Below are 14,661 nucleotides of genomic sequence, written 5' to 3' on the forward strand. Positions count from 1 at the left end.
CTTCCCATATCAAGGGGAACCCGGGACGCCTACCGACAGGGGCATCGTCCCGGGGATATGATGCGGCCGCGGACAGGCCGGCTCCGTGCTAGGAGGAAGCGGGTCTCGAATCCGGACCGATTCACGCGCCGGGGAACGCGGCCTTCTCGATGGAAGGAGCGCGCATGACCTCGCCTGCCCAATCCTACCGGGGCGTCTTCCCGGTCGCCCCGACGGTCTTCGACGCCGCGGGCGCCCTCGACCTCGACGGGCAGCGCCGGGCGATCGACTTCATGATCGACGCCGGCAGCCAGGGCTTGTGCATCCTCGCCAACTTCTCCGAGCAGTTCGTCCTCACCGACGCGGAGCGGGAGATCGTCATGCACGCCGTGCTGGAGCACGTGGCCGGCCGCGTGCCCGTGATCGTCACCACGACCCATTTCGCCACGCAGGTCTGTGCCGAGCGCTCGCGGCTGGCGCAGGAGGCCGGGGCCGCCATGGTGATGATCATGCCGCCCTATCACGGGGCCACGATCCGCGTGCCGGACCTCGGCATCTACGAGTTCTTCCGCGCGGTCTCGGACGCGATCTCGATCCCGATCATGATCCAGGACGCTCCGGTTTCGGGGACGCCGCTCTCGGCCGCGTTCCTGGCGCGCATGGCCCGGGAGATCGCCAACGTCGCCTATTTCAAGATCGAGACCGCGCAGGCTGCAGCCAAGCTCCGCGAGTTGATCGCGCTGGGCGGCGAAGCGGTGGTGGGCCCCTGGGACGGCGAGGAGGCGATCACCCTGATGGCCGACCTCGATGCCGGCGCCACCGGAGCGATGACCGGCGGGGCCTATCCGGACGGGATCCGGCAAATCACCGACGCCTACGCGGCGGGCCGCCGGGACGAGGCCATGGACGCCTACGCGCGCTGGCTGCCGCTGATCAACTACGAGAACCGGCAATGCGGCCTGCTGGCCTGCAAGGCGCTGATGGCCGAGGGCGGGGTGATCGCCCACGAGACCGCGCGGCTGCCAATCCAGCCGCTGCACCCCGACACGCGCGCCGGGCTGATCGAACTGGCCCGCCGAAACGATGCGCTGGTCCTGCGCTGGGGGCGCTGACGCGGCGCAGCGGCCTCGGACAGACGACTCCCTGAGCAAGGACGACCCGTAGGCCTTCACCGTCTCTGCTTCACCGCCCTGCTTCGTCGCCGCGCGTGCAAGGCGAGCGGGGCCGCCTAACCCGCCCGGCTCAATGCGCCGACGCGGCCGGGTCGCGGGTCCCGAGTGCGCCCGAGAGCCGCCGTACCGCCTCTCGCGCCAGGGCCGGGCTGATGGCGAAGCAGATCCGGACCAGACCTTCGCCCTCCGGCCCGAAGGCGGTCCCCGGCGCCACCCCGACCTTGGCCTCCCGCAGCAGGCGCAGCGCCAGGTCGAGGCTGGGCTCGTCGCCGCCCATCCGGGCCATGAGGTAGAAGGCCCCGTCAGGCGGTGCGACCGTGACGCCCGGGAGACGGGACAAGCCCTCCATCAGGATCGCCCGGGCCTCGGCGCAGCGGTCGACCATGGTGCGGATGAAGCCGTCGCCCTCCTCGAGGGCCGCGATGCAGGCGTGCTGGACGAAGGTCGGGATCGAGGTGGTGCTGTACTGTCCGAGCTTGGCGAAGGTGGGCGCGAGGCCACGGGGATAGATCACCCAGCCGGCGCGCCAGCCGGTCATGGCCCAGTTCTTCGAGAAGGTGTTGGTGACGATCAGCCGGTCGTCCTCCGAGCAGATCTGCAGGAAGGACGGCGCGATCCGGTTGCCGTAGGTGAAATGCGCGTAGACCTCGTCCGAGAGGATCCAGAGGCCGCGCTCCCGGGCGAGGTCGCGCAGGGCCTTCATCTCCGGCAGCGGCATGGTCCAGCCGGTTGGATTGGAGGGTGAATTCACCATGATCACCCGGGTGCGCGGGGTGAGCGCCGCCTCGATATCGGCGAGCGGCAGCGCGAAGCGTCCGTCCGGCAGCCTGCGGTACGGGACCGTCACCGGGATGCCGCCGGCGATGCGGACCGCCTCGCCGAGATTCGGCCAGGCCGGGGACGGGATGATCATCTCGTCGCCCGGCTCCAGCAGCACCTGGGCGGCCTGCATGATCGCGTTCATGCCGCCCGCCGTGACGGCGAACCGGTCGGGCGGGATCTCCACGTCCCAATGGCGGGCGTGATAGGCGCCGAGCGCCGCGCGCAGCGCCGGCAGCCCCAGCGAGGTCGTGTAGCGGGTGTGCCCGGCGAGCATCGCCTTGTGGGCCGCCTCGACGATGAAGGGCGGGGTCGGCAGATCGCCCTCGCCGATCCAGAGCTTCACGACCTCCGGGTCGTCCCGCCCGCGATCCGCCACCAGCCCGATCTGGCTCGTCCCGATGCCGCGGATGCGCGCCGAGAGGGCGGAGGCGAGATCGACGGGCGCGGCGGATGCGGGGATATCGGCCATGGCGGCGCGTGCTCTGCTTGCGTCGGGACGCGGCGTGCCGTGGCGCGGCATGCACCGGAGCGCCTGCAGGATCCCGACCTGTGGGGAAGGCCGCGACCCTGCCGCGTTCAAGCGCGGACGTCCAGACCCGCGCGTCGCCCGGATCAGCCCCGGAGGCCGACGCGCGCGGCCGCCCCGACGCGCGGCCGTTCTGCATTCTGACTTTTCAGACATTTCTGAAATTGCTATATGCCGAGTCGCGCTCAGTGCCGGAGGCCCGACGTGCTCGCCAATCTCGATCCCCTGATCCTCGCCCGCATGCAGTTCGGGTTCACGGTGGCCTTCCACATCGTGTTCCCGGCCTTTTCGATCGGCCTCGCGAGCTTCCTCGCCGTGCTGGAAGGGCTTTGGCTCGCCACCGGGCGTCAGGTCTTCATGGACCTGTTCAAGTACTGGATTAAGATCTTCGCGATCGCCTTCGCCATGGGCGTCGTGTCGGGGCTGGTGATGTCCTACCAGTTCGGCACGAACTGGTCGGTCTTCTCGGACAAGACCGGCCCGGTGCTGGGCCCGATGATGGCCTACGAGGTGCTGTCGGCCTTCTTCCTGGAGGCGGGCTTCCTCGGCGTGATGCTCTTCGGCATGACGAAGGTCGGGCCGCGGCTGCACTTCGCCGCGACGCTGATGGTGGCGTTCGGGACCTTCTTCTCGGCCTTCTGGATCCTGTCGGTGAATTCCTGGATGCAGACCCCGGCGGGCTACGGCACGAACGCGGACGGCCAGTTCGTGCCGCTCGACTGGTGGGCGATCGTGTTCAACCCGTCCTTCCCGTTCCGCCTCGTCCACATGGTGCTGGCCGCCTATCTCACCACCGCCCTGGTGGTCGGCGCGGTCGGCGCGTGGCACCTCCTGCGCGACCGGTCCAATCCGGCTGCCCGGACGATGTTCTCGATGGCGATGTGGATGGCCGCGCTGGTGGCGCCGGTCCAGATCCTCGCCGGCGACGCGCACGGCCTGAACACGCTGGAGCACCAGCCCGCCAAGGTCATGGCCATGGAGGGGCACTACCAGAGCCACCCGGACGGCGCGCCGCTGATCCTGTTCGGCCTGCCCGACCAGGAGACCGGCACCGTCCGCTACGCGGTCGAGATCCCGAAGCTGTCCTCGCTGGTGCTGAAGCACGATCCGAACGCGCCCCTGAAGGGGCTCGACAGCCTGCCGCGGGCGGAATGGCCGCCGGTGCCGATCGTGTTCTGGTCGTTCCGCATCATGGTCGGCCTCGGGATGCTGATGCTGCTGCTCGGCGCCCTGAGCCTCCTCGCCCGCTGGCGCGGGACGCTCTACGCGTGGCCGCCGCTGCACCGCTTCGCGGTGGCGATGGGCCCGGCCGGCTTCGTGGCGGTGCTGGCCGGCTGGATCACCACCGAGGTCGGGCGCCAGCCCTACACGGTCTACGGCCTGCTGCGCACGGCGCAGTCCGCCTCGCCGCTCCACGCGCCCGCGGTGGCGGCCTCGCTCACCGCCTTTGTGGTGATCTACTTCGCGGTCTTTGCCATGGGCACCGCCTACATCCTCCGCCTGATGGCCAAGCCCCCGCATGCCGGCGAGCGCGGCATCGAGCCCGGCGTGCCGATCCGGACGGCGGGCCTCACCCCCGCCCCGGCGATCGATCCCGACCGCCATCTCCAGCCGGCCGAGTGAGGAACCCATGGCCTACAGCTTCGACCTCACGGTGGTCTGGGCGTTCGTGATCGCCTTCGCGGTCTTCGCCTACATCGTCATGGACGGCTTCGATCTCGGCATCGGCCTCCTGTTCCCCCTCCTGCGGCCCGGCGCGGAGCGGGACACCGCGATGAACTCGGTCGCCCCGGTCTGGGACGGCAACGAGACCTGGCTCGTGCTGGGGGGCGGCGGCCTGTTCGCCGTCTTCCCCCTGGCCTACGCGGTGATCCTGCCGGCGCTCTACGCGCCGATCATCGCGATGCTGCTCGGCCTGATCTTCCGCGGCGTCGCCTTCGAGTTCCGCTGGCGCGATCCCCGCCACCGCGCCGCCTGGGACGTGGCCTTCGCGGGCGGCTCGCTGGTGGCGGCCCTGGCCCAGGGCATCACGCTGGGCGCCCTCTTGCAGGGCATCACCGTCGAGGGGCGGGCCTATGCCGGCGGCTGGTGGGACTGGCTCACGCCCTTCAGCATCCTCGTCGGCGCGAGCGTGGTCGTCGCCTACGCACTGCTCGGGGCGACGTGGCTGGTGATGCGCACCGAGGGCCAGCTCCAGGCGCAGGCCCGGCGCTATGCCCTGGGCCTCACCGTGGCGACGGTCGCGGCCATCGCCCTCGTCAGTGCCGTGACGCCGTTCCTCCAGGGCCGCTACGCCGAGCGCTGGCTGGCGATGCCGAACGTGCTCGTCACCGCGCAGGTGCCGCTGCTCGTGGCGCTCGCCGCGTACGCCCTGTGGCGGGCCCTGCGCAGCGGCGCCGAGCGGGCGCCCTTCCTGATTGCCCTGGGCCTGTTCGCCCTGACCTTCCTGGGGCTGGGCATCAGCATCTTCCCCGACATCGTGCCGGGCCGGATCACGATCTGGCAGGCGGCCGCTCCCGAGGCGAGCCAGATCTTTCTCCTCGCCGGCGCCTCGGTTTTGATCCCGATCATCCTATCCTACACCGCGTACGCGTACTGGGTTTTCCGCGGCAAGGTCGACGCGCACGGATATCACTGATGGCACCCGCATCGGCACAACCCCTCTGGAAGCGCCTCGCTTGGTTCGCGGTGCTCTGGGCCTCGAGCGTCGTCGGCCTCGCCTTCGTGGCGACGCTCCTCCGGTTCTGGCTCAAGTCCTGATAAGCCGGGGGCGACCCCGTACCTTCCCCGCGTCGGACCCTCGCCGTGCAGCTGCCTCCCCTCGTCCAGACCTTCGTGCTGCACTTCGGCGAGATGGGCTCGCGCTGGGGCATCAACCGGACCGTGGGGCAGATCTACGCCCTGCTGTTCGTGGCCGAGCGGCCGTTCAACGCCGACGAGATCGTGGAACGGCTCGGCGTGTCGCGCTCCAACGTCAGCATGGGCCTGAAGGAACTGCAGGCCTGGAATCTCGTGCGCCTCCAGCACCGGCCGGGCGACCGACGCGACTACTTCACGACGCCCGAGGACATCTGGCAGATCGTTCGGACGCTGGTCGAGGAGCGCAAGAAGCGGGAAGTCGATCCGACGCTGACCCTCCTGCGCGAGCTCCTGATGCAGGACGCCGCCACCGAGGAGGAGCGGCACGCCCAGGAGCGTCTCAAGGAGATGCATGACCTCTTCGAGCTGTTCGCGGGCTGGTACGCCGACGTGCGCCGCCTCGAAACAGAGCGCCTCGTCCAGCTCCTCACCCTCGGCGCAAAGGTCCAGAAGGTGCTCGAGATGAAGGATCGCCTGACCCGTCTGCCGGGGCGGATCGGCGGTCGGGCGTCCAAGCCGGACTGAGTCGGCCGGATGCGTCGGGGCGCACGGCTTTGTCAGGTCCGATCAGGCCCTGGCGAGAGCACGCCGGTAGAGGGCGATGAGGGAAGTGCCGACATGCTCGATATGGCCGCGCAGGCAGGCCGCGGCCTCCTGAAACCTGCGCGCCTCGCACAGGTCGAGGATCTGGGCATGTTCGCTGAGGGCGCGGGTCGCGTCGTTGGAGGTCGAGATCTGCAGCCGCGTCGGCCGTTCGCAATCCTGCAGCAGTCCGGCCACGATCGTCAGCGACCGCGGGCGATTGGCGTGGCGGAGCAGGTCGAGATGGAAACGGCTGTTCAGGTCGCCCCATCGGAGGACCTCGCCCGTCTCCAGCGCCGCGCCGTACTCCTGCGCGAGCGCGTCGAGATCCCGGATCTCGTCGTGCGACAGATGAGGGGCCGATAGCAGCAGCAATTGCGGCTCCAGCTGGACGCGCAGCTGGAAGATGTCCTCGACCTCTTGCAGCGACAGACCCGTCACGACCGCACCCCGATGCGGCATGATCTTCACGAGATTACTGGCTTCCAGCTGGAGCAAAGCTTCGCGGATCGGGATCCGGCTGATCCCGAATTCCTCAGCCAGGGCATCCTGGCGAAGCTGCACCCCGGGCGGCAGGTCTCCGTTCAGGATTTGCTGACGCAACGAGTCCGCGACGGCCGCGGACACGGTCTTGTGCCGCAGCCGATCTGGCGCGGGTCGGCCGGGGACCGCAGGGGACATCAACGCCTCGCCGAATGTATACATTTATGCAGGACACCGTCATGCCGCGGAAACGCTCGCATGTCCAATGCCAGATTGTCCTGAGCGAACTTGAGGTTGCAAATTTGCGGGCCCCTGCGGTTTGGTTGTACGTCTCGGCCCCCGCCCGCGAGGTCATTCCGCCGGCAGGGACATCATGCGACTCGCCTGCTGATCGCCGATAACGCACGCAGACGTGGACGGCACTGATCCAGATTGCGAAAACCAGGACCGAAACCGGGTGGGGTACGGCCCCGTCGCGCGGCCTATCGTTCTGGCGGATCGCGCCGGTGGTGCGGATCGGCCCAAGGCGACTGGGCGAGGGTCTGCCCCAGGTATGCGATCAGCGCCGTCACCCGCGCGGGCCTCGGATCGCCGGGGGGCATGACGAGATGCAGCGCGATCGGGGGCGGCGACCAAGCGGGCAGGACCCGTTCGAGGCGCCCGGCCTCGAGGTCCTCCCAGATCATGAAGTCCGGTTGCAGGGCGAGGCCGAGACCGGCCCGAAGCGCCGGTGTCAGGGCCTCGGCATTGTTCGCCCGAAGCTGGCCCGCGGGCACCACGACGGCCTCGGTCCCGGCTCCGTCCACGAATCGCCAGCGATCGGGCGTCGGCAGGTAGGCGTAGCCGAGGCAGGTGTGATGGACGAGATCGTCCGGATGTTCGGGCCTGCCGTGCCGGTCGAGATAGGCGGGCGTGGCCACCAGCGAGCGGCGGATCCCGCAGAGCCGGCGCGCCCGCAGCGATGAGTCGGGCAGGGCGGCGATGCGCAGCCCGGCATCGAATCCGCCCCCGACCAAGTCGACGACCGCGTCGGACAGGTGCAGGTCGACCGAAACGGATGGGTATTGCTGCAGGAAGGCCGGCAGAATCGGCGCCACGTGCATCACCCCGAAGGTCATCGGCGCGGCGAGGCGCACGAGGCCCCGCGGCTCTGTGGCGCTCGCCGTCGCGAGGGCCTCGGCGGCCTCACCTTCGGCCAGGATGCGTGCGGCGCTGTCCTTGGCGCCTTGCCCAGCCGCCGTGAGGGCGAGTTTCCGGGACGTGCGGTTGAACAGACGGGCACCGATCCGGACCTCGAGCCGGCTCACAGCCTTCGAGACCGTGGCCTTCGACAGGCCGAGCTCCGTGGCAGCCCGACCGAAGGAGCCGGTCTCCACCACCTTGGCGAACACCGCCCAGGCCTCGAAATCAGGCAATCGCATCGGTCAATTCCAGAAACGATAGGTTTCCATCGTTTCTATTTTCGCGAGACATGGCAAGGGGCACATTCCCGTCATCGAAACACGCCGCCCTCCGCGGTGGCCTGTCGGGAGACATCGCCATGGTTCAGACCGGCCTCCATCATGTCACGGCCTTCTCCGGCCCGGCCCTCCGCAACCTCGACTTCCACACCCGCGTCCTCGGGCTGCGTCTGGTGAAGAAGACCGTCAACTTCGACGATCCGGGCACCTATCACCTGTATTACGGCGATGCGGCCGGGCGCCCGGGCACGATCCTGACCTTCTTCCCCATCGAGCACGCCGCGCCGGGCCGCGTCGGGATCGGCGAGACCCAGGAGACCGCCTTCCGGGTTCCCCGCGCCTCCATCGGCTGGTGGACCCATCGCTTCATCGAGAAGGGCGTCGCCCACGAACCGCTCGTTCAGGTCTTCGGCGCGCCGACCCTGCGATTCCGCGATCCGGACGGCATGATGCTCGCCCTGGTGGGCGTCGATGTCGGCGATGCGGAGGGCTGGGCGTCGAGCGAGGTACCGGCCGAGCACGCGATCCGCGGCCTCCACGGGGTGACGCTGCTCCTCGACAGGGCCGAGCCCACGGCCGCGATCCTCACGGAGGTGCTCGGCCTGCAGGAGGTCGGCCGCGAGGGCAGCCTGATCCGCTTCGCGGGCAGCGCCGAACTCGGCGGGCTCGTCACCCTGCGGGCGGTGGGCGGCTTCCTGCCCGGACGGCCGGGGGCGGGTTCGGTCCACCACATCGCATTCCGGGCGGCGGACGACGCCGCGCAGGCTGCGATGGGGCAGGCGCTCGCGGCGCGGGGCCTGCACGTCACGGAGCAGAGCGACCGGCAGTACTTCCGCTCGGTCTACTTCCGCGAGCCCGGCGGCGTGCTGTTCGAGATCGCCACGGACGCGCCCGGCTTCGCGGTGGACGAGCCGATCGAGGCCCTCGGCCAGGCGCTCAAGCTCCCCGCCGGCCTGGAGCCGCACCGGGCCGAGATCGAGGCCGTCCTGCCCAAGGTCGCCTGAGCCGCGACACCATCATGCCCGCCCCGCATCCGTGCGGGGCGGGACCGCGCCCCATCAGCCGTGAGGCCATCATGACCCAGGATACCACCGGCTTCATCCACCGCTTCGAGCCCGGTCCCGACACCGCACGTCCCCTGCTGCTCCTGCACGGGACCGGCGGCGACGAGAACGACCTCCTGCCCCTCGGCCGCATGGTCGCGCCGGAGGCCGCGCTGCTCGCGCCGCGCGGCGGCGTCAGCGAGAACGGCATGCCGCGCTTCTTCCGGCGCCTGGCCGAAGGGGTCTTCGACGAGGCGGATCTCCGTCGGCGCACCGGCGACCTCGCCGCCTTCGTGGCGGCGTCCCGGGCACGGTACGGCCTCGGGGCTCCCCTGGCTTTGGGATTCTCGAACGGCGCCAACATCGCCGCCTCGCTGCTGATGCTCCGGCCGGAGACCCTGACGGGTGCCGTGCTGATCCGCCCGATGGCGCCGTTCGCCGAGCCCCCGGCCGCGGACCTCGCGGGCCGGCCGGTCCTGATCCTCTCCGGGGCGATGGACCCGATCGTACCCGTCGAGAATGCAAGGCGCCTCGCGCAGCAGCTTTCCGCCTCCGGGGCGCGCGTGGAGCATAGGATCCTGCCGGCCGGCCACGGCCTGTCGCAGGCCGATGTCAGTCAGGCCCTCGCATGGCTTCGCAGCCTCCCAGGCCCCGAAGCGGCCTGATTCCGCAACTGACGACAGGATGGAGCGATTGACGATGTCCCCGATTTCCTCTCCCGGCGCGACCGCCCTGCTGCCGGTGGCCGGCCGGGTCCTGATGAGCGCGATCTTTCTCGTGAGCGGCGCCGGCAAGCTCGCCGCCCCCGCCGCGACGCTCGCCACCATCGAGGCCGCCCATCTGCCGCTGCCGCCGCTCGCCTACGCGGCGGCGACAAGCGTGGAGGTCGTCGGCGGGCTGCTGCTCATCGCCGGCTACCGCACCCGGCTCGTCGCCCTGATCCTCGCGCTCTTCGCGGTCGCCAACGCGGTGACCTTCCACGCGGCCCTCGGCGACCAGAACCAGATGTTCCACTTCCTGAAGAACCTCGCCATGTCCGGCGGCTTGCTCCAGGTCGCGGCCTTCGGGGCCGGTCCGTTCAGCCTCGACGCGCGGCAGGGCCGGGCCTGACCCGTCCTTCGACTGTTGCGACTATCGGGAGACCACCATGCCCTACTTCACCACGCAGGACGGTACGCAGATCTACTTCAAGGATTGGGGCACTGGGCAGCCGGTGGTCTTCAGCCACGGCTGGCCGCTCAACGGCGACGCCTGGGAGGACCAGATGCTGTTCCTCGGGCAGCACGGGTTCCGGGTCATCGCCCATGACCGCCGGGGGCACGGTCGCTCCGAGCAGCCCTGGTCCGGCAACGACATGGACACCTATGCGGACGATCTCGCCGGGCTGATCGCCCATCTCGACCTGCGCGACTCGGTGCTGGTCGGCCACTCCACCGGTGGCGGCGCGGTCGCCCGCACCATCGGGCGGCACGGCACGGCGCGCATCGCCAAGGCGGTGCTGGTCGGGGCCGTGACGCCCCAGATGGTCCGGACCCCCGCGAATCCGGGCGGCCAGCCCAGGGAGGTGTTCGACGGCATCCGCGACTCGGTCCTCCGCGACCGGTCCCAGTTCTTCAAGGACCTGAGCGGCCCCTTCTACGGCGCCAACCGACCGGGCGCCGCTGTCAGCGATGGCCTGCGGGACACGTTCTGGATGCAGGGCATGATGGCCGGCCTGCGGAACGTGCACGCCTGCGTGGCGGCCTTCTCGGAGACCGACTTCACCGCGGACCTGAAGCGCATCGACGTGCCGACCCTGTTCGTGCACGGCGACGACGACCAGATCGTGCCGATCGACGCCGCGGCGCGCGCCGCCGTCAAGCTCGTGCCGAACGCCGTGCTGAAGGAGTATCCGGGCGCCCCGCACGGGCTGGCCGCCACCCACAAGGACCGGCTCAGCGCAGACCTGCTCGCCTTCATCCAAGGTTGAGGAGACCGGCGGCCTTTCCCGCGCGGGTCCGGGCTCCTAAAGCCTGCGACGGGCCGCACGCCGCGGTCCGTCAGACCCGAACCTCCGCGTGGATCCTCGCATGCCGACTTCCGACGCACCCCTCGCCCTCGGGATCATCGGCGCGGGCATCATGGGCGAGCGCCTGCTCGGCGCGATCCACGGGGCGGCGGATTCGCCCGTGCGGGTCGCGGCGATCTGGGATCCGGCTCCGGAGGCCCTGGCCCGGATCGGCGCGGCCTTCCCGGCGGTGCCGCGCGTGGCCGACGCCGCCGCGGTCGTGGCGGCGAGCGACTGCGTCTACGTCGCCTCGCCGCCTGCCTCGCATCTCGACTATGCCCGTGCCGCCCTGGCCGCCGGCCGGAGCGTCTTCTGCGAGAAGCCGCTCGCCATCGATCTGGCCGATGCCCGCGCCTTCGTGGCGGACACCACGGGTGCCGGCGCGGTCAATTTCCCGTTCGCCTCGTCGCCGGGCGTGGCGACGATCGAGCGCTGGATCGAGGCGGGCGCGGTCGGCACGCCCCGGGCGCTCACCATCGCGGTGGAATTCGCTCGCTGGCCGCGCCCCTGGCAGGCCGACGCCGCGCACTGGCTCGACGCCCGGGCGGAGGGCGGCTTCACCCGCGAGGTGGTCTCGCATTTCCTGTTCCTGGCCCGCCGCCAGCTCGGCCCGCTCCAGGGTCTCGCCGGACGGATCGCCTTCCCGGAGCCGGGCCGGTCCGAGCGCGCGATCGACGTGACGCTCACCGCGGGTGGGATTCCCGTCACCCTGACCGGCCGGGTCGGGGGCGTCGAGGCCGACGACCACAACACGTGGACGCTGGAGGGCGATGCGGGCGCCGTCCGGCTGCGCGACTGGGCCATCGCTGAGCGTCGGGGCGCCGACGGGCGCTTCGAGCCGGAGCCGGACGCGATCCCCAACGAGCGGCTGCGGCCGATCACCCTCCGGCGACAGCTTGAGGGCGTCGTCCGGATGGCCCGCGGCGAACCCCACCCCCTCGCCACCTTCGCGGAGGCGCTCGCCGTGCAGGAGGTCGTCGAGGGTATCCTGGCCTTGTGAGGGCCGGGCGCGGGCCCGCGCCCGAAGAACGAACCCGCCGAGGCTCCGCCGTCTTCGAGCGGAGGGCGGCCATTCAGGCCGTGGGACGCGGGTTGGCCTCTCGCTACCCTGGATCGCTGCGCTCGCGATGACGGAGCGGACCGGGACCGAGCGACCCGGACGGTCAGGCGTTCAGCTTCCCAGCAGGTCGACCAGGAACGGGATCAGCGGCGCGTCGGCGGGCGGCATGGCGAGATCGCGCAGCGCCTTCGGCCGCACCCATTTGAGCGCCTGTCCCTCCATCGGGCGCGGCGTGCCGGTCCAGCGCCGGCAGACGTAGAGCGGCATCAAAAGGTGGAAGTCCGGATAGGCATGGCTGGCGAAGGTCAGCGGCGCGAGGCAGGGCTCCTCGACCCGGATGCCGAGTTCCTCGGCGAGCTCCCGGATCAGGGTCTGCTCGGGGCGCTCGCCGGGCTCGACCTTGCCGCCGGGGAACTCCCACAGGCCGGCGAGCTGCTTGCCCGCCGGACGCTCGCTCACCAGCACCCGGCCGTCGACGTCGACGAGGGCCACGGCGACTACCAGGAGCAGGCGCAGCGCGCCGCCTTCGAGCCCGCTCATTGCGCCACCGCGAAAGCGGCCGAGACCTCGGAGGACATCTGTATCGTGCCCGCCTCGATCGGCACCCGTCGCCCTTTGGCGGCCATCGGTGCCGCGCGGGCCATCTCCAGCGCCGGGCGGTACGGTGTCCCGACCGTGGTGGTCAGCGTGCAGAGCGCGCCGAGCTTGGCCCCGACCGCCTCGGCGAGCGCCTCGGCCCGGCTCCGGGCGTCCCGGGTCGCCGCGACCTGAAGGGCTGCTTCGCTCTTGTCCGGGTCGCGCAGTCCGAAGCTCACGCCGTCGATGCGGTTCGCCCCGGAGTCCAATGCTTGCCGGAGAAGGTCGCCGAGGCGGTCCATATCGGCGAGGCGGACCGTGACGAGGTTGCTGGCGCGGTAGCCGTCGGGCTCCTCGGTCACGGCGCCTCCGGGCCGGGCGACGGTGCGGGTCGCCGTCTGCAGGGTGACGGCGGCCGTCCCGATATCGGCCGGCGGGACCCCGAGGGCACGGGCCTGCGCCGAGACGCCGGACACCGCCTTCGAGGCCGCGTCGAGGGCGGCTGCCGCGGTCGCGGCGCGCGCCTCAATGCCGACGGTCACCTCGGCGAAGTCCGGTGCCCGCGTCTCCGCCGCGCGTCCGACGACGCTGATATGCCGCTTGCACGCCGCGTCGTCGGCCTGAACCGGGGCCGCCAGGACCGTGACCAGCAGGGCGCCGGACAGGATGGCCCTCACGAGCGGTAATCCCCGTTGATCTCGACATAGGCCTTGGTCAGGTCGCAGGTCCAGACGCGGGCATTGCCGTCGCCCAGGCCGAGATCGACCCGGATCTCGATCTCCGGTTCGCACATCACGGCGCTGGCAGCCGCTTCGCTGTAATCGGGGTCGCGGGCGCCCTGGACGGCCACCCGGACGTCGCCGAACCAGATCGCGAGCCGGTCGCGGTCGGCGGGCTCGCCGGCCTTGCCCACGGCCATCACGACGCGGCCCCAATTGGCATCCTCGCCGGCCACCGCGGTCTTCACCAGCGGCGAGTTGGCGATCGACATCGCGATGCGGTGCGCGGAGGCGTCGCTCTCGGCACCGGTGACCCGCACGGTGACGAACTTGCGCGCGCCCTCACCATCCTTGGCGACGAGCTGGGCCAGCTCGATCAGCAGGCCGTCGAGCGCCTCCCGGAAGCCGGCGAGACGCGGGTCGGCGGGATCCGTGATCGCCGGATGGCCGGCCTTGGCGGTGGCGAACAGCATCAGTGTGTCGGAGGTGGACGTGTCGCCGTCCACCGTCACGCAGTTGAAGCTCGTCTTCGTGCCTGCCGAGAGGAGCGCCTGCAGCACGTCCTGCGGCAGGGCCGCGTCGGTGAAGACGAAGGACAGCATCGTCGCCATGTCGGGGGCGATCATGCCGGCGCCCTTGGCGATCCCGTTGATGTTCACGCGCACGCCGGCGATCTCGGCCGTGCGGGTGGCGAGCTTCGGGAAGGTGTCGGTGGTCATGATCGCGCGGGCCGCCGCATTCCAGGCGGCCGGTCCATCCTCGGCCCGGGCCGCGCACTCCGCGAGCACGCCCTCGAACCGCTCCGCCGGAAGCGGCTCGCCGATCACGCCGGTCGACGCCACGTACACCTCCCCCGTGCGGCAGCCCGCCGCCTGCGCGGCGATCTCGACGGTGCGCGCCACCGCATCGCGTCCGAGCCGGCCCGTGAAGGCGTTGGCGTTGCCCGAATTGACCACCAGCGCCCGCGCGGATCCGTCGGCCAGGGCGTCGCGACACCAATCCACCGGCGCCGAGGGACATTTCGACCGGGTGAACACCCCCGCGGCCCGGGTGCCGGATTCCAGCGCGACGTAGAGCACGTCGGTTCGGCCGCTGTAGCGGATCCCCGCCTGAGCGGTGGCGATGCGCACGCCCGGCAGGGGGGGCAGCTCGGGCATCGCGGTGGGCGCCAGCGGGGAGACGGGAGGGGCTTTCGCGGATGACATCGGCTCAGGCTCCGGCACGCGCGGCTCAGGTTCCGCGGCGGCCCGGTGTTGCCCGCGCGACCCCTGCGGCGTCAACCGTGTGCTCAGCCTATGGCCACGCTTCGAGCTGCTTCGGTTTTGTGCACCGA

The 14,661-nt window shown here is 71.0% G+C and carries 16 protein-coding genes; 10 read left to right on the forward strand and 6 right to left on the reverse strand.

Annotated features, from left to right (window positions below; all coding sequences use genetic code 11):
* The first annotated feature begins 164 nt into the window (after positions 1–164).
* Positions 165–1,091, forward strand: a complete 927-nt coding sequence (locus tag MCBMB27_RS21255) for a dihydrodipicolinate synthase family protein (RefSeq protein WP_075381223.1) — start codon at positions 165–167, stop codon at positions 1,089–1,091.
* 130 nt (positions 1,092–1,221) lie between these two features.
* Here the strand turns inward: MCBMB27_RS21255 and MCBMB27_RS21260 are convergent, their stop codons facing one another.
* Positions 1,222–2,442, reverse strand: coding sequence for a pyridoxal phosphate-dependent aminotransferase (locus MCBMB27_RS21260; RefSeq protein ID WP_043760080.1), 1,221 nt, complete (start codon positions 2,440–2,442; stop codon positions 1,222–1,224).
* 261 nt (positions 2,443–2,703) lie between these two features.
* Here MCBMB27_RS21260 and MCBMB27_RS21265 point away from each other — a divergent pair, with 261 nt between their 5' ends.
* From MCBMB27_RS21265 to MCBMB27_RS21280, 4 genes are read left to right on the forward strand one after another with little or no spacing between them, the layout of a single operon-like run.
* A complete protein-coding gene (locus MCBMB27_RS21265) occupies positions 2,704–4,122 on the forward strand; it encodes a cytochrome ubiquinol oxidase subunit I (protein ID WP_053609675.1) in 1,419 nt (472 codons plus the stop codon).
* A gap of 7 nt (positions 4,123–4,129) precedes the next feature.
* A complete protein-coding gene (gene cydB / locus MCBMB27_RS21270; RefSeq protein ID WP_075381224.1) occupies positions 4,130–5,137 on the forward strand; it encodes a cytochrome d ubiquinol oxidase subunit II in 1,008 nt (335 codons plus the stop codon).
* Complete coding sequence (locus tag MCBMB27_RS21275) at positions 5,137–5,259, forward strand: DUF2474 family protein (protein ID WP_043346965.1); 123 nt, start codon at positions 5,137–5,139, stop codon at positions 5,257–5,259. Before cydB ends, MCBMB27_RS21275 begins: the two co-directional genes overlap by 1 nt.
* Before the next feature lie 45 nt (positions 5,260–5,304).
* Positions 5,305–5,883: a GbsR/MarR family transcriptional regulator gene (locus MCBMB27_RS21280; RefSeq protein WP_075381225.1), complete on the forward strand. Its 579-nt coding sequence runs from the start codon at positions 5,305–5,307 to the stop codon at positions 5,881–5,883.
* Between the two features lie 42 nt (positions 5,884–5,925).
* Here MCBMB27_RS21280 and MCBMB27_RS21285 read toward each other — a convergent pair whose 3' ends face one another.
* Complete coding sequence (locus MCBMB27_RS21285; RefSeq protein WP_075382060.1) at positions 5,926–6,621, reverse strand: GntR family transcriptional regulator; 696 nt, start codon at positions 6,619–6,621, stop codon at positions 5,926–5,928.
* Positions 6,622–6,905: 284 nt separating this feature from the next.
* Entirely contained in the window at positions 6,906–7,844 is a 939-nt protein-coding gene (locus MCBMB27_RS21290) for a LysR family transcriptional regulator (RefSeq protein WP_043346969.1), read from the reverse strand.
* A 119-nt stretch (positions 7,845–7,963) separates the two neighbouring features.
* On the opposite strand from MCBMB27_RS21290, the gene MCBMB27_RS21295 reads away from it, so the two are divergent.
* The 5 genes from MCBMB27_RS21295 (at position 7,964) to MCBMB27_RS21315 (ending at position 11,973) form a co-directional block, all read left to right on the forward strand.
* On the forward strand, positions 7,964–8,887 hold the full coding sequence (locus tag MCBMB27_RS21295) for a ring-cleaving dioxygenase (protein ID WP_075381226.1): 924 nt from the start codon (positions 7,964–7,966) through the stop codon (positions 8,885–8,887).
* 71 nt (positions 8,888–8,958) lie between these two features.
* Complete coding sequence (locus MCBMB27_RS21300) at positions 8,959–9,591, forward strand: alpha/beta hydrolase (RefSeq protein WP_075381227.1); 633 nt, start codon at positions 8,959–8,961, stop codon at positions 9,589–9,591.
* 34 nt (positions 9,592–9,625) lie between these two features.
* Complete coding sequence (locus MCBMB27_RS21305) at positions 9,626–10,036, forward strand: DoxX family protein (protein ID WP_170861825.1); 411 nt, start codon at positions 9,626–9,628, stop codon at positions 10,034–10,036.
* Between the two features lie 37 nt (positions 10,037–10,073).
* The gene (locus MCBMB27_RS21310) at positions 10,074–10,895 is read left to right on the forward strand and encodes an alpha/beta fold hydrolase (protein ID WP_075381229.1); all 822 of its coding nucleotides are present in this window, start codon (positions 10,074–10,076) and stop codon (positions 10,893–10,895) included.
* Between the two features lie 100 nt (positions 10,896–10,995).
* Complete coding sequence (locus MCBMB27_RS21315; RefSeq protein ID WP_075381230.1) at positions 10,996–11,973, forward strand: Gfo/Idh/MocA family protein; 978 nt, start codon at positions 10,996–10,998, stop codon at positions 11,971–11,973.
* A 171-nt stretch (positions 11,974–12,144) separates the two neighbouring features.
* Here the strand turns inward: MCBMB27_RS21315 and MCBMB27_RS21320 are convergent, their stop codons facing one another.
* From MCBMB27_RS21320 to argJ, 3 genes are read right to left on the reverse strand one after another with little or no spacing between them, the layout of a single operon-like run.
* Positions 12,145–12,573, reverse strand: a complete 429-nt coding sequence (locus MCBMB27_RS21320) for a (deoxy)nucleoside triphosphate pyrophosphohydrolase (protein WP_043346979.1) — start codon at positions 12,571–12,573, stop codon at positions 12,145–12,147.
* Positions 12,570–13,286: an SIMPL domain-containing protein gene (locus MCBMB27_RS21325; protein ID WP_043346980.1), complete on the reverse strand. Its 717-nt coding sequence runs from the start codon at positions 13,284–13,286 to the stop codon at positions 12,570–12,572. The genes MCBMB27_RS21320 and MCBMB27_RS21325 overlap by 4 nt, the downstream gene beginning before the upstream one ends.
* Positions 13,283–14,533 (reverse strand): bifunctional glutamate N-acetyltransferase/amino-acid acetyltransferase ArgJ, encoded by a 1,251-nt coding sequence (gene argJ, locus MCBMB27_RS21330; RefSeq protein ID WP_075381231.1) that lies wholly within the window; start codon positions 14,531–14,533, stop codon positions 13,283–13,285. Before argJ ends, MCBMB27_RS21325 begins: the two co-directional genes overlap by 4 nt.
* Positions 14,534–14,661: the final 128 nt, after the last annotated feature.

It is taken from the genome of Methylobacterium phyllosphaerae, assembly GCF_001936175.1.
Taxonomy (GTDB): domain Bacteria; phylum Pseudomonadota; class Alphaproteobacteria; order Rhizobiales; family Beijerinckiaceae; genus Methylobacterium; species Methylobacterium fujisawaense.

Coding starts and splice junctions, on each gene's coding strand:
- MCBMB27_RS21305 (WP_170861825.1), top strand. CDS start 9,626: ATGTCCCCGATTTCCTCTCCCGGCGCGACCGCCCTGCTGCCGGTGGCC.
- argJ (WP_075381231.1), bottom strand. CDS start 14,533: ATGTCATCCGCGAAAGCCCCTCCCGTCTCCCCGCTGGCGCCCACCGCG.
- MCBMB27_RS21290 (WP_043346969.1), bottom strand. CDS start 7,844: ATGCGATTGCCTGATTTCGAGGCCTGGGCGGTGTTCGCCAAGGTGGTG.
- MCBMB27_RS21295 (WP_075381226.1), top strand. CDS start 7,964: ATGGTTCAGACCGGCCTCCATCATGTCACGGCCTTCTCCGGCCCGGCC.
- MCBMB27_RS21320 (WP_043346979.1), bottom strand. CDS start 12,573: ATGAGCGGGCTCGAAGGCGGCGCGCTGCGCCTGCTCCTGGTAGTCGCC.
- MCBMB27_RS21310 (WP_075381229.1), top strand. CDS start 10,074: ATGCCCTACTTCACCACGCAGGACGGTACGCAGATCTACTTCAAGGAT.
- MCBMB27_RS21315 (WP_075381230.1), top strand. CDS start 10,996: ATGCCGACTTCCGACGCACCCCTCGCCCTCGGGATCATCGGCGCGGGC.
- cydB (WP_075381224.1), top strand. CDS start 4,130: ATGGCCTACAGCTTCGACCTCACGGTGGTCTGGGCGTTCGTGATCGCC.
- MCBMB27_RS21300 (WP_075381227.1), top strand. CDS start 8,959: ATGACCCAGGATACCACCGGCTTCATCCACCGCTTCGAGCCCGGTCCC.
- MCBMB27_RS21285 (WP_075382060.1), bottom strand. CDS start 6,621: ATGTCCCCTGCGGTCCCCGGCCGACCCGCGCCAGATCGGCTGCGGCAC.
- MCBMB27_RS21275 (WP_043346965.1), top strand. CDS start 5,137: ATGGCACCCGCATCGGCACAACCCCTCTGGAAGCGCCTCGCTTGGTTC.
- MCBMB27_RS21255 (WP_075381223.1), top strand. CDS start 165: ATGACCTCGCCTGCCCAATCCTACCGGGGCGTCTTCCCGGTCGCCCCG.
- MCBMB27_RS21260 (WP_043760080.1), bottom strand. CDS start 2,442: ATGGCCGATATCCCCGCATCCGCCGCGCCCGTCGATCTCGCCTCCGCC.